General features: G+C 72.3%; 14 protein-coding genes. 11 read left to right on the plus strand and 3 right to left on the minus strand.

Annotation, left to right across the window (positions count from 1 at the left end):
• Positions 1-15: 15 nt before the first annotated feature.
• From ACIPW5_RS07620 to ACIPW5_RS07635, 4 genes are all read left to right on the plus strand, one after another.
• On the plus strand, positions 16-669 hold the full coding sequence (locus ACIPW5_RS07620) for a response regulator transcription factor (RefSeq protein WP_007267046.1): 654 nt from the start codon (positions 16-18) through the stop codon (positions 667-669).
• A 4-nt stretch (positions 670-673) separates the two neighbouring features.
• The gene (locus ACIPW5_RS07625; RefSeq protein WP_401241711.1) at positions 674-1,918 is read left to right on the plus strand and encodes a sensor histidine kinase; all 1,245 of its coding nucleotides are present in this window, start codon (positions 674-676) and stop codon (positions 1,916-1,918) included.
• A 383-nt stretch (positions 1,919-2,301) separates the two neighbouring features.
• Complete coding sequence (locus ACIPW5_RS07630) at positions 2,302-2,598, plus strand: DUF4193 domain-containing protein (RefSeq protein ID WP_007267048.1); 297 nt, start codon at positions 2,302-2,304, stop codon at positions 2,596-2,598.
• Positions 2,599-2,780: 182 nt separating this feature from the next.
• The gene (locus ACIPW5_RS07635; protein ID WP_401242235.1) at positions 2,781-3,542 is read left to right on the plus strand and encodes a hypothetical protein; all 762 of its coding nucleotides are present in this window, start codon (positions 2,781-2,783) and stop codon (positions 3,540-3,542) included.
• Positions 3,543-3,562: 20 nt separating this feature from the next.
• On the opposite strand, the gene ACIPW5_RS07640 is transcribed toward ACIPW5_RS07635, so the two are convergent.
• Positions 3,563-4,033 carry a DUF3093 domain-containing protein gene (locus ACIPW5_RS07640; RefSeq protein ID WP_401241714.1) on the minus strand — a complete coding sequence of 157 codons (471 nt, stop codon included), beginning with the start codon at positions 4,031-4,033 and terminating at the stop codon, positions 3,563-3,565.
• A gap of 58 nt (positions 4,034-4,091) precedes the next feature.
• Between ACIPW5_RS07640 and ACIPW5_RS07645 the strand changes: the two genes are divergently transcribed.
• The 7 genes from ACIPW5_RS07645 (at position 4,092) to ACIPW5_RS07675 (ending at position 10,731) form a co-directional block, all read left to right on the plus strand.
• Positions 4,092-4,676, plus strand: a complete 585-nt coding sequence (locus ACIPW5_RS07645; RefSeq protein WP_401241717.1) for a PaaI family thioesterase — start codon at positions 4,092-4,094, stop codon at positions 4,674-4,676.
• Entirely contained in the window at positions 4,676-5,215 is a 540-nt protein-coding gene (dut, locus tag ACIPW5_RS07650; RefSeq protein WP_401241719.1) for a dUTP diphosphatase, read from the plus strand. The genes ACIPW5_RS07645 and dut overlap by 1 nt, the downstream gene beginning before the upstream one ends.
• A 1-nt stretch (position 5,216) precedes the next feature.
• Positions 5,217-5,993 carry a DUF3710 domain-containing protein gene (locus ACIPW5_RS07655; protein WP_401241722.1) on the plus strand — a complete coding sequence of 259 codons (777 nt, stop codon included), beginning with the start codon at positions 5,217-5,219 and terminating at the stop codon, positions 5,991-5,993.
• Positions 5,994-6,168: 175 nt separating this feature from the next.
• Positions 6,169-8,796, plus strand: a complete 2,628-nt coding sequence (locus ACIPW5_RS07660) for a DUF4118 domain-containing protein (RefSeq protein WP_401241725.1) — start codon at positions 6,169-6,171, stop codon at positions 8,794-8,796.
• Entirely contained in the window at positions 8,793-9,479 is a 687-nt protein-coding gene (locus ACIPW5_RS07665; protein ID WP_401241728.1) for a response regulator, read from the plus strand. The genes ACIPW5_RS07660 and ACIPW5_RS07665 overlap by 4 nt, the downstream gene beginning before the upstream one ends.
• A gap of 43 nt (positions 9,480-9,522) precedes the next feature.
• Positions 9,523-9,942: an OB-fold nucleic acid binding domain-containing protein gene (locus tag ACIPW5_RS07670; protein ID WP_125816976.1), complete on the plus strand. Its 420-nt coding sequence runs from the start codon at positions 9,523-9,525 to the stop codon at positions 9,940-9,942.
• Positions 9,943-9,945: 3 nt separating this feature from the next.
• Positions 9,946-10,731 carry a DUF3159 domain-containing protein gene (locus ACIPW5_RS07675; protein WP_401241731.1) on the plus strand — a complete coding sequence of 262 codons (786 nt, stop codon included), beginning with the start codon at positions 9,946-9,948 and terminating at the stop codon, positions 10,729-10,731.
• Between the two features lie 100 nt (positions 10,732-10,831).
• Here ACIPW5_RS07675 and ACIPW5_RS07680 read toward each other — a convergent pair whose 3' ends face one another.
• Positions 10,832-11,497: a potassium channel family protein gene (locus ACIPW5_RS07680; protein WP_401241734.1), complete on the minus strand. Its 666-nt coding sequence runs from the start codon at positions 11,495-11,497 to the stop codon at positions 10,832-10,834.
• Positions 11,494-12,162, minus strand: a complete 669-nt coding sequence (locus ACIPW5_RS07685) for a TrkA family potassium uptake protein (protein WP_358891940.1) — start codon at positions 12,160-12,162, stop codon at positions 11,494-11,496. The genes ACIPW5_RS07680 and ACIPW5_RS07685 overlap by 4 nt, the downstream gene beginning before the upstream one ends.
• Positions 12,163-12,212 lie beyond the last annotated feature (50 nt).

Here is a 12,212-nt window from a genome sequence, read left to right on the forward strand (position 1 = left end):
AAGGAAGGAAACGACGTGCGCGTACTCGTCGTCGAGGACGAGCAGCTGCTCGCCGATGCGGTGGCCACGGGCCTGCGCCGGGAGGCCATGGCCGTGGACGTCGTGTACGACGGTGCCGCGGCGCTGGAGCGCGTCGGGGTGAACGACTACGACGTGGTCGTGCTCGACCGGGACCTTCCGCTGGTGCACGGCGACGACGTCTGCCGGAAGATCATCGAGCTGGGCATGCCCACGCGCGTGCTCATGCTCACCGCCTCCGGCGACGTCAGCGACCGCGTCGAGGGCCTGGAGCTGGGGGCCGACGACTACCTGCCCAAGCCCTTCGCCTTCACCGAGCTGACCGCCCGCGTGCGCGCCCTCGGACGGCGCACCACCGTCGCGCTCCCGCCCGTGCTGGAGCGGGCCGGCATCAAGCTGGACCCGAACCGCCGGGAGGTGTTCCGGGAGGGCCGCGAGGTCCAGCTGGCTCCGAAGGAGTTCGCGGTGCTGGAGGTGCTCATGCGCAGCGAGGGGACCGTGGTCTCCGCCGAGCAGCTGCTGGAGAAGGCCTGGGACGAGAACACCGACCCGTTCACCAACGTGGTCCGGGTGACCGTCATGACCCTGCGCCGCAAGCTCGGGGAGCCGCCCGTCATCGTGACCGTGCCCGGCTCCGGCTACCGGATCTGATCCGGTGGCCCCGAACCCGGCGCCGCCCGCGGCGCCACCGAAACCGACCTGGGACCCCGGCCAGCCCGAGGGTCCCTTCCCTTGGCTGCGGCCGACCATCCGGATAAGGCTCACGCTGCTGTACGGCGGCATGTTCCTGATCGCGGGGATCCTGCTGCTGTCGATCATCTACCTGCTGGCCGCCCAGGCGCTGCGGGAGGGCAACGCGCTCCCGTTCAAGATCGTCGGCGGCCAGAAGGTCGAGGTCTCCAGCACCACCTGCTCCGGCGTGGGCATCGACCAGTCGATCGACCAGTTCAACGCGGCGATCGCGCAGTGCATCCTCGACCAGCGCAAGCACGCCCTGGACGACCTGCTCAGCCGGTCCCTGATGGCCCTGCTCGGCCTCAGCGTCATCGCCTTCGCCTTCGGCTACGCGATGGCCGGCCGGGTGCTGTCGCCGCTGGGCAAGATCACCCGCACCGCCCGCCGGGTGGTGGGCTCCGACCTGACCCGGCGGATCGAGCTGGACGGGCCGGACGACGAGCTGAAGGAGCTCGCCGACACCTTCGACGAGATGCTCGACCGGCTGGAGCGGGCCTTCACGGCCCAGCAGCGCTTCGTGGCCAACGCCTCGCACGAGCTGCGGACCCCGCTGGCGATCAACCGGACCCTGCTGGAGGTCCACCTCTCGGACCCCGGAGCGCCGGTGGAGCTCCAGCAGCTGGGCAGGACGCTGCTGGCCACCAACGAGCGCAGCGAGCAGCTGGTCGAGGGCCTGCTGCTGCTGGCCCGCAGCGAGAACCAGATCGTCGAGCGCAAGCCGGTCGACCTGGCCGAGGTCGCCTCGCGCGCCATCGACCAGGCCCGCGGTGAGGCCCTGGCCAAGGGCGTGGAGATCCGCGGCGAGCGCGCGCTGGCCGTGATCCAGGGCAACGGCGTCCTGCTGGAGCGGATCGCCCTCAACCTGGTGCAGAACGCCGTCCGGTACAACGTGCCGGAGGGCGGCTGGGTGGAGGTCACGACCGAGGCCCAGCACGGCCAGGCGGTGCTCGTGGTCTCGAACACGGGTCCCGTGGTTCCCGCGTACGAGGTGGACAGCCTCTTCGAGCCCTTCAGGCGGCTGCGTACGGAGCGAACGGGCAGCGACAAGGGTGTGGGCCTCGGCCTGTCGATCGCGCGCTCCGTGGCGCGCGCACACGGCGGCCGCATCCTGGCGACGCCCCGGGAGGGCGGTGGCCTCGTGATGCGTGTCACGTTGCCCCTTTGATCCACCCGGGTCCTGTTCGCCGTCAGCGGAACGCGGCGGCGGCCGGGATCGGTGGTTCCTGTGTGATCGATCACAGTGCCGGGTGGCGGGTCATGTGCGTTCGGTGACCCCAAGCTGGCCGGAAAGCCCGGGAAGTCCGGGTTTCCGGCCCCCCGGATGGCGGGAAATACACCGGGTGGCGTTTGTGCAAGACGACCCCCTGACCGTGTACGGTCCGCTCGACATCCCGGCCACGGAGTCCTTCGGGCGCGCGGCTGGGTGTCGATTGAGTAACAGACCTTGATGTGAGGCAAAATCTCCGCCTCAGGTCGGGCACAAGTCCGGCCTCTCGCGCGTTACGTGCGCTGAGACACCGCTAAATCCCAGAGGGGGAGAGCGAAAAAATGGCAACGGACTACGACACCCCACGCAAGACCGACGACGACGTCGACAACGACAGCATCGAAGAACTCAAGGCCCGGCGCAGTGACAAGGTCACGTCGAGCGTCGACATCGAGGACTTCGACGGCGCCGAGAGCCTGGAGCTCCCGGGTGCCGACCTCTCCAACGAGGAGCTGGCCGTCCGGGTGCTGCCCAAGCAGGCCGACGAGTTCACCTGCATGAGCTGCTTCCTGGTGCACCACCGCAGCCAGCTGGCGCGCGAGAAGAACGGCCAGCCGATCTGCCGCGACTGCGACTGAGGACGGCCGTGACCGGCTCGACGCCCTTTCGGAAGCGACGCTTTCGGAAATCCGGCGATCCGGAGGCGGACGTCCGCGCGGTGACCACGGGCCCGGAAACGGGCCCCGCGGGCGCCGGCGGCCAGGCCTTCGGGACGACCGTGGTGCCGTCCGACACCGCAGCGGCGGTGCCGCCGGCCGCGGTGGCGGACGAGGAGTCCCGGGGCAGGCCCGGGGCGCGTCGGATGCAAGCCGTCAAGAACGGTGTGCGCAAGGGCGGCGAAAGCGCGAAGGCCGCCGCCCTGTACATCGCCGACGTGATCATCGAGAACGCCCCGCGCGTTCCGGTGCGGGACCTCGCGACCCTGCGGAAGCAGTTCCCCGGCCTCGGTCCCGACCAGCTGGCCGACAAGCTGATCAGCGGGGCCGCCAACGGCACCTCGACCGTGGGCGCCGGCATCGGCGCCGCGGCCATGCTGCCGGTCCCGCCCGCGATGCCGGCCGAGCTGGCCGCGGAGATCACCGGGGTCGCCGCGATCGAGCTGAAGCTCATCGCCGAGCTCCACGAGGTCTACGGGCAGCGCCCGCCGGGCGGCCTGAAGGAGCGCAGCTTCGCCTACCTGACCTCCTGGACCGAGGAGCGCGGGATCGACCTGACCAAGCCGACCACGCTGAACGTGGCCCTCGGCGGGCAGATGAAGCGCGAACTGCGCCAGCAGATCATGAAGCGGACGTTCCGCAACCTGCCGAACCTCATGCCGTTCATGATCGGCGCGGCGGTCGGAGCGGTCATGAACCGCCGGGACACCAGGAAAGTCGCCGAGAAGGTCCGCAGGGACCTGCGGAGCCGTGCCGTGCCCTGGGACGCCCTGCCGCCCCTCCCGCCCCTGGAACGGCCCTCAGGGACCCTTTCCGAGGCCGCCAGGGCCGCTCTCGAGGGGCGCCGCCCCGACGGGCTGGGCTGAGCCCCGCCGCCGGAGCCGGATCAGGCCTCCGCGGCGGCGGTCTTCGCCGCGCGGACGGCCGCCGCCAGGGCCAGGGGCTCGCGCGTGGAGACGTACACGTACGGGGTCGGGTCCGCCGGGTCGGTGACCTCGATCCGGACCGCCGTGGGGACGTAGCTGCGCATCAGCATGAAGGCCCGGGTGTCGGCCTTGTACGTGCGCCAGGCGCGCGCCTCCTCCGCCTCCAGCACCTCGGGCTCGCCCAGGGCCGTCACCGGGATCCGGGCGTCGCCGGCCGCGAGTGCGCCGTTCACCACCCGCACGCGCGCGGAGCCGTACGAGCTCACCAGCATCCCCGTCAGCGCGGCGCCGCCGACCAGCCCGGCGAGCAGCGGCAGGGTGCCGAGCGGCAGCAGCATCAGCGCGCAGGCCACACCCGTCAGGGCTGCGATGCCCCACCAGGAACGGGGGGCGGAGAGGCGTTCGTCGTGGTGCGCGGGGGAGAGCTGCATGGCACCTAGCCTCCCACGGGGCGACCGGCGGGTAGCAGCGCGGGTAAGGTCAGCGGCTGTGAGTGGACGAAACGCGTCGTTGACGCCCCCGGCCGATGCCTCCGCACCGGTCAGGCACCCCGATGCCCCGGCGCCCGGAGAGCTCCTCGGCGCGCACTACGAACACTGTTTCGGATGTGGCGGGGGGCAGCCGCACGGGCTCCACCTGGAGGCCCGCGCGGGCGAGGGCGTGCGCGTCACCGCCGAGTTCACCGTCAAGCCCGCGCACCAGGGTGCACCCGGTCTCGCGCACGGCGGCGTCCTCGCCACCGCGCTCGACGAGACGCTGGGCTCCCTGAACTGGCTGCTGCGGGTCATCGCGGTGACCGGCCGGCTGGAGACCGACTTCGTACGGCCCGTGCCCGTGGGCACCGTGCTGTACCTGGAGGCCGAGGTCACCGCCGTCGCCGGCCGGAAGATCTACTCCACCGCCGTGGGCCGGACGGGGGGCCCGGACGGCCCCGTCGCCGTCCGCGCGGACGCGCTCTTCATCGAGGTGAAGGTCGACCATTTCATCGACAACGGTCGGCCCGAGGAGATCCGGGCGGCGATGTCCGACCCGGACCAGGTCAGGCGCGCACGCGCCTTCGAGGTGAACCCCTGATGTCCCAGAACAACCATGCTCCCGTCGACGTGCTGATCCGGCGCGTCGACCCCGAGGTGCCCATCCCCGCCTACGGTCACCCCGGCGACGCCGGCTGCGACCTGGTGACCACCGTGGCCGCAGAGCTGGAGCCCGGGGAGCGGACCGTGCTGCCCACCGGCGTCTCCATCGCCCTCCCCGACGGGTACGCGGCCTTCGTGCACCCGCGCTCGGGCCTGGCTGCCCGCTGCGGGCTCGCGCTCGTGAATGCCCCGGGGACGGTGGATGCCGGGTACCGTGGGGAGATCAAGGTGATCGTGGTCAATCTCGACCCGCGCGAGAGCGTCCGGTTCGAGCGATTCGACCGCATTGCCCAGCTGGTTGTCCAGCGGGTCGAGAAGGTGCGCTTCCACGAGGTGGCGGAGCTTCCCGGCTCGGCCCGGGCCGACGGGGGGTTCGGCTCCACCGGCGGTCATGCGGCCGTGGCCGGATCCGGGGCTGGTCAGCAGCAGGGTGGGAATGGCTACGCTTCGGTCGTATCCGACCGGGAAGGACAGTGACGTGTTCGGACGTCGCAAGAAGAACGACTCCGCCAATGACGGCGGCGCGGCCGAGCAGGTCGTGAACGGCGTGGCTGCCGACGAGCAGGCCGGCGACGACTCCGCCGCGCCCCGCCGGCTCAACCTGCCCCCCGCCCCGCGGCCCGACGGGCCGTGGGACGTCTCCGAGGTGCTCGGCAACCCGGCCGACGGCCGGGTCGACCTGGGCGGCATCCTCGTGCCCGGCGTCGAGGGCATGGAGCTGCGCGTCGAGGTCGCGGGTGACGCGATCGTGGCCGCCACGGTCGTCCTGAACGACAGCGCCGTGCAGCTGCAGGCCTTCGCCGCCCCCAAGAAGGAGGGCATCTGGGGCGAGGTCCGCGACGAGATCGCCGCGGGCATCACCCAGCAGGGCGGCATCATCGACGAGGTCGACGGCCCGCTGGGCTGGGAGCTGCGCGCGCAGGTCCCCGTACCGCTGCCCGACGGCCAGACCGGCGCCCAGCTGGTCCGCTTCGTCGGCGTCGACGGCCCGCGCTGGTTCCTGCGCGGCGTCATCTCCGGCCAGGGCGCGGTGCGCCCCGAGTCGGCCGGCGTGCTGGAGCAGATCTTCCGGGAGACCGTCGTCGTCCGCGGCGACGGCCCGATGGCCCCGCGCGACCCGATCGTCCTGAAGCTGCCGAACGACGCCCAGATGGTGCCGGACGGCGTGCAGACGGCCGAGGAGCAGGAGGGCTCGCGCTTCTCCGGCGGCATGGGCCAGCTGGAGCGCGGCCCGGAGATCACCGAGGTCCGCTGACCGCGGCCCCAGGGCTTCCTCAGGCCCGCGTGGTCCGTCCCCCCGGCCGGGGGGACGGACCACGCGGGCCTTCGCGCGTCCGGGGCGCGGGCCGGTGCGTCAGGGATGCGTCAGGGATGTCCGGTGGATGCCCTTCCGGTGCGTGAACAGCGGGAACGTCCCCGAGAATGAGCGCATGGGACGCGGCAGGCTAAGGATCCATCTCGGCGCGGCACCCGGTGTGGGCAAGACGTACGCCATGCTCTCGGAAGGCCACCGCAGGGTGGAGCGGGGCACCGACTGCGTCGTCGGCTTCGTCGAGCACCACGGGCGGCCGCGCACCGAGGTGATGCTGCACGGGCTCGAACAGGTGCCCAGGCGGGAGCTCTCGTACCGGGGGGCCGCCTTCACCGAGATGGACGTGGACGCCGTGCTCGCCCGGCGCCCCGCCGTGGCCCTGGTGGACGAGCTCGCGCACACGAACGTCCCCGGCTCGCGCAACGCGAAGCGCTGGCAGGACGTGGAGGAGCTGCTGCGCGCCGGGATCGACGTGGTGACCACCGTCAACATCCAGCACCTGGAGTCCCTCGGGGACGTGGTGGAGAAGATCACCGGGGTGCGGCAGCGCGAGACCGTGCCGGACGAGGTGGTGCGGCGGGCCGACCAGATCGAGCTGGTCGACATGTCCCCGCAGGCCCTGCGCCGGCGCATGGCGCACGGCAACATCTACCAGCCGGACAAGGTCGACGCGGCCCTCTCGAACTACTTCCGGCCCGGCAACCTGACCGCGCTGCGCGAGCTGGCCCTGCTGTGGGTCGCCGACCGGGCCGACGAGTACCTCCGGCAGTACCGGGGCGAGCACGACATCCGCTCGGCCTGGCAGGCCCGCGAACGGATCGTGGTGGGCCTCACCGGCGGGCCCGAGGGCCGCACGCTGATCCGCAGGGCCGCCCGGATGGCGGCCAAGGGCTCCGGCAGCGAGGTCCTCGCCGTCTACATCGCCCGCAGCGACGGGCTGACCTCGGCCTCGCCCAAGGAGCTCGCGGTGCAGCGGACCCTGGTCGAGGACCTCGGAGGAACGTTTCACCATGTGATCGGCGACAACGTCCCCGAGGCCCTGCTCGCCTTCGCCCGCGGGGTCGACGCCACCCAGGTCGTGCTGGGCTCCAGCCGCCGCAAGGCCTGGCAGTACGTGCTGGGGCCCGGGGTGGGCGCCACCGTCGCCCGCGACTCCGGGCCCGACCTGGACGTGCACATCGTCACCCACGAGGAGGTGGCCCGGGGGCGCGGGCTGCCCGTGGTCCGCTCGGCGGCCCGGCTCGGCCGGCCCCGGATCGTGGCCGGCTGGGTGGTCGGCGTGGTCTTCCCGGCCCTGCTGTGCCTGCTGCTGACCCACATCGACGCCGATCCCGGCCTCGCCAACGACATGCTGCTGTTCCTGGCGCTGACGGTCGCGGCCGCGCTGCTGGGCGGGCTCTGGCCGGCGCTGGCCTCGGCGGCCTTCGGCTCGCTGCTGCTGAACTACTTCTTCGCCCCGCCGCTGCACCGGTTCACCGTCTCCGACCCCAGGAACATCATGGCCATCGCCGTGTTCTTCGGCGTCGCCGTCTCCGTCGCCTCGGTGGTCGACCTCGCCGCCCGGCGCACCCACCAGGCCGCCCGGCTGCGGGCCGAGTCCGAGGTGCTGTCCACCCTGGCCGGGAGCGTGCTGCGCGGCGAGACCGCCCTGGACGCGCTGCTGGAGCGGGTGCGCGAGACCTTCGGGATGGAGTCGGTGGCCCTGCTGGAGCGGGCCGGCGAGACGGAGCCCTGGACCCCGGCCGGCAGCGTCGGGCCCCGCCCGGCGGACCGGCCCGAGGAGGCCGACGTCGACATGCCGGTCGGCGACCACATGGCCCTGGCCCTGTCCGGGCGGGTGCTGCCCGCCGAGGACCGCCGGGTGCTCGGCGCCTTCGCCGCCCAGGCCGCCGTGGTACTGGACCGCCAGCGGCTCGTGGGGGAGGCCGAGGAGGCGCGCCGGCTGGCCGAGGGCAACCGGATCCGGACCGCCCTGCTGGCCGCCGTCAGCCATGACCTGCGTACCCCCCTGGCCTCCATCAAGGCCTCCGTCAGCTCCCTGCGCTCCGACGACGTGGAGTGGTCCGAGGAGGACCGGGCCGAGCTGCTGGCCGGGATCGAGGAGGGCGCCGACCGGCTCGACCACCTGGTGGGCAACCTGCTGGACATGTCCCGGCTCCAGACCGGCACCGTGACCCCGCTGATCCGGGAGATCGACCTCGACGAGGTGGTCCCGATGGCGCTGGGCGGCGTACCGGAGGACAGCGTGCTGCTCGACGTGCCGGAGACCCTGCCGATGGTGGCGGTGGACCCGGGGCTGCTGGAGCGGTCCGTGGCCAACGTGGTGGAGAACGCCGTCAAGTACAGCCCCGCCGGAGAGCGGGTCCTGGTCGCGGCAAGCTTCCTCGGAGACCGGGTCGAGGTGCGCGTCGTCGACCGCGGCCCCGGGGTCCCGGACGAGGCCAAGGACCGGATATTCGCCCCGTTCCAGCGGCACGGGGACGCCCCGCGCGGCGCGGGCGTGGGCCTGGGGCTCGCGGTGGCCAGGGGCTTCGCCGAGGCCATGGACGGCACCCTCGCCGCCGAGGACACCCCCGGCGGCGGGCTGACCATGGTGCTCACCCTGCGCGCGGCCGCCCGCGGCGGCCCGCCGGAACCCGCCGCAACCGGGCACGGGCCCGGCGGCGTCGAACCGGCGCGGGCCCCGCGCCGGGAACCGAACGGAACCGGGGACCTCCCCGGACGACAGAAAGCAGGTCCCCGATGACCCGGGTGCTCGTGGTGGACGACGAGCCGCAGATCGTCCGAGCCCTCGTGATCAACCTCAAGGCGCGCAAGTACGAGGTCGACGCGGCGGCCGACGGGGCGGGAGCCCTGGAACTCGCGGCCGCCCGCCACCCCGACGTGGTCGTCCTCGACCTCGGCCTGCCCGACATGGACGGGGTCGAGGTCATCAGGGGGCTGCGCGGCTGGACGCGGGTGCCGATCCTGGTGCTCTCCGCCCGGCACAGCTCCGACGAGAAGGTCGAGGCCCTCGACGCGGGCGCCGACGACTACGTCACCAAGCCCTTCGGCATGGACGAGCTGCTGGCCAGGCTGCGCGCCGCCGTCCGCCGGGCCGAGCCGGCCACCGGCACCGGCGACGACGAGGTGGTCGTCTCGACCGAGGGCTTCACGGTGGACCTCGCCGCCAAGAAGGCGGTGCGCGAGGGGCGCGACGTACGCCTCACCCCCACCGAGTGGCACCTGCTGGAGGTGCTCGTGCGCAACGGCGGGAAGCTGGTCAGCCAGAAACAGCTGCTCCAGGAGGTCTGGGGGCCCTCCTACGGGACCGAGACCAACTACCTGAGGGTCTACATGGCCCAGCTGCGCCGCAAGCTGGAGGCGGACCCCTCGCACCCCCGGCACTTCATCACCGAACCCGGCATGGGGTACCGCTTCGAGAAGTAGCAGGGGCTTCGGAAGGCGGCGGGGGCGCCGGTACGCTTCCTGTATGAGTGCTGAACCGCGTCCCGAGAAGCCCGCGAAACCGGCCAGGCCGGCGGGCCGGTTCCGCCGGATGATAGAGCGGCTGTCCACCTCCCAGGAGGAGCTGCATTCGGCGGAGCTGCAGGAGGACGCAGAAGCCGCGGGGTGCACGCGGATCTGCGACTGCCACGACCGTCAGATAGTGAAGGTGACCGGCACGCTGCGGACCGTCACCCTCCGGCCGCGGGCGGGCGTGCCCGCCCTGGAGGCGGAGCTGTTCGACGGCTCGGCCGCGCTGGACGTGGTCTGGCTCGGGCGTCGCTCGATCGTGGGAATCGAACCCGGGCGGCGCATGATCGCTTCGGGACGCATCTCGATGAGCCACGGCCGTCGGGTGCTCTTCAACCCGAAGTACGAACTCCGCCCACTCGGACAGGAGCACTGACCGGTGACGTCACTCGACAAACCGACCACGCCGGAGCCGGGCGCCGCGCCCGCCGACGACCAGAGCGCGGTCACGCAGGCGGCGCTGTTCGACGCCTTCGGCGGCATCCGCGGCACCGTGGAGACGATGCTCCCCGGCCTGCTCTTCGTGATGATCTACACGATCAACAAGGACGTGAAGATGTCCGCCATCGCGGCGGGCGTCGTCGCGGTGCTGCTGGTCGTGGTCCGGCTGGCGCGCAAGGACACCGTGAAGCACGCCTTCAGCGGCGTCTTCGGCGTCGGCGTCGGCGTGGCCTTCGCCCTCTTCACGGGCAGCGCCAAGGGCTTCTACCTGCCGGGCATGATCTACGGGGTCTGCCTGGGCCTGGCCTTCACGCTCTCGGCGCTGGTGGGGTTCCCGCTGCTGGGGGTGATCCTGGGGCCGGTGTTCAAGGAGAACCTCTCCTGGCGCACCCGCAACCCGGGGCGCAAGAAGGCGTACGTCAAGGCCAGCCTGGCCTGGGGGCTCATCTTCCTGGCGAAGTACGCGATCCTCTTCCCGCTGTACTGGTGGGGTGACGAGACGCAGCTGGGCTGGGTGCTGATCGCGCTCAAGCTCCCGCCGATGGTGCTGGCCGTGTACTTCACCTGGGTCTTCCTGGCGAAGGCGCCGCCGCCGATCGACGTGATCGCCGAGTACGAGGCCGAGGAGGCCGAGCACGAGGCGGCGAAGGAGGCCGCGAAGGCCGCCAAGGCGGCGCAGTCCGGGCAGCCGTCCGGGCAGTCGGGCCGGCACAAGCGGGCCTGAGGACGGGCCTGAGGACGGGCCTTAGCACGGAGGCGGCATGCGAAAGGGGCGGGGCGACCGGTGTGGTCGCCCCGCCCCTTCGTCGTACTCGTCGCCGGTGCTACGGGTGGCGCGCCTGGAGGAGGTCCTCCAGCTGCTCCTCGCGGGCCTGGGCGGCCACGAAGAGGAGCTCGTCACCCGGCTCCAGCGTCTCCTCGCCGTGCGGGGTGAGCACCCGGTTGCCGCGGATGATCGTGACCAGGGAGGTGTCCTCCGGCCAGGCGATCTCGCTGATCTGGGTGCCCGCGACCGAGGAGTCGGCCGGCAGGGTCAGCTCCACGAGGTTGGCGTCGCCGTGGCTGAAGCGCAGCAGGCGCACCAGGTCGCCGACGCTGACGGCCTCCTCGACCAGGGCCGACATCAGGCGCGGCGTGGACACGGCCACGTCGACGCCCCAGGACTCGTTGAAGAGCCACTCGTTCTTCGGGTTGTTCACGCGCGCCACCACGCGCGGGACCCCGTACTCGGTCTTCGCGAGCAGGGAGACGACCAGGTTGACCTTGTCGTCGCCCGTCGCGGCGATGACCACGTTGCAGCGCTGGAGCGCCGCCTCGTCGAGCGAGGTGATCTCGCAGGCGTCGGCCAGCAGCCACTCCGCCTGCGGCACCCGCTCCACCGAGATGGCGGTCGGCGCCTTGTCCACGAGGAGCACCTCGTGGCCGTTCTCCAGCAGCTCGCCCGCGATGGAGCGGCCCACGGCCCCGGCTCCGGCGATCGCGACCCTCATGCGTGTGCCTCCTCGGGGCCCTCGGCGAAGGCCGCCTCGACCTTGTCGATCTCGTCCGTGCGCATCATCACGTGGACGAGGTCGCCCTCCTGGAGGACGGTCTGCGAAGTCGGCAGCATGGCCTCGCCCAGGCGGGTGAGGAACGCGACACGGACGCCGGTCTCCTCCTGCAGTTTGCTGACCTTGTGGCCGATCCAGGCCGCCGAGGTGTGCACCTCCGCGAGCTGCACCCCGCCGCTCGGGTCGCGCCACAGCGGCTCGGCGCCCGAGGGGAGCAGCCGGCGCAGCATCTGGTCGGCGGTCCACCGCACGGTCGCGACGGTGGGGATGCCGAGACGCTGGTAGACCTCGGCGCGCTTGGGGTCGTAGATGCGGGCGGCGACGTTCTCCACGCCGAACATCTCGCGGGCCACGCGGGCTGCGATGATGTTGGAATTGTCACCACTGCTGACGGCGGCGAAGGCGCCCGCCTCCTCGATCCCGGCCTCCCGCAGCGTGTCCTGGTCGAAGCCGACACCGGTGACGCGGCGGCCGCCGAACGAGGCCCCGAGCCGGCGGAATGCGGTGGGGTCCTGGTCGACCACGGCGACCGTATGCCCCTGCTGTTCCAAGGTCTGCGCGAGGGCGGAGCCCACCCTTCCGCAGCCCATAATGACGATGTGCACGGCCGTCCTTCCGGCTGACAGCTGCTCGCTGGTATCCAGCCTCATTGCAT

The organism is Streptomyces sp. NPDC090077, from assembly GCF_044747545.1.
In the GTDB taxonomy this organism is placed as follows: Bacteria; Actinomycetota; Actinomycetes; order Streptomycetales; family Streptomycetaceae; genus Streptomyces.

Bases quoted from the DNA above. Each gene is read 5' to 3' on its own strand.
- ACIPW5_RS07630 (WP_007267048.1), top strand. From the start codon at position 2,302: ATGGCAACGGACTACGACACCCCACGCAAGACCGACGACGACGTCGAC.
- ACIPW5_RS07640 (WP_401241714.1), bottom strand. From the start codon at position 4,033: ATGCAGCTCTCCCCCGCGCACCACGACGAACGCCTCTCCGCCCCCCGT.
- dut (WP_401241719.1), top strand. From the start codon at position 4,676: ATGTCCCAGAACAACCATGCTCCCGTCGACGTGCTGATCCGGCGCGTC.
- ACIPW5_RS07660 (WP_401241725.1), top strand. From the start codon at position 6,169: ATGGGACGCGGCAGGCTAAGGATCCATCTCGGCGCGGCACCCGGTGTG.
- ACIPW5_RS07665 (WP_401241728.1), top strand. From the start codon at position 8,793: ATGACCCGGGTGCTCGTGGTGGACGACGAGCCGCAGATCGTCCGAGCC.
- ACIPW5_RS07670 (WP_125816976.1), top strand. From the start codon at position 9,523: ATGAGTGCTGAACCGCGTCCCGAGAAGCCCGCGAAACCGGCCAGGCCG.
- ACIPW5_RS07680 (WP_401241734.1), bottom strand. From the start codon at position 11,497: ATGAGGGTCGCGATCGCCGGAGCCGGGGCCGTGGGCCGCTCCATCGCG.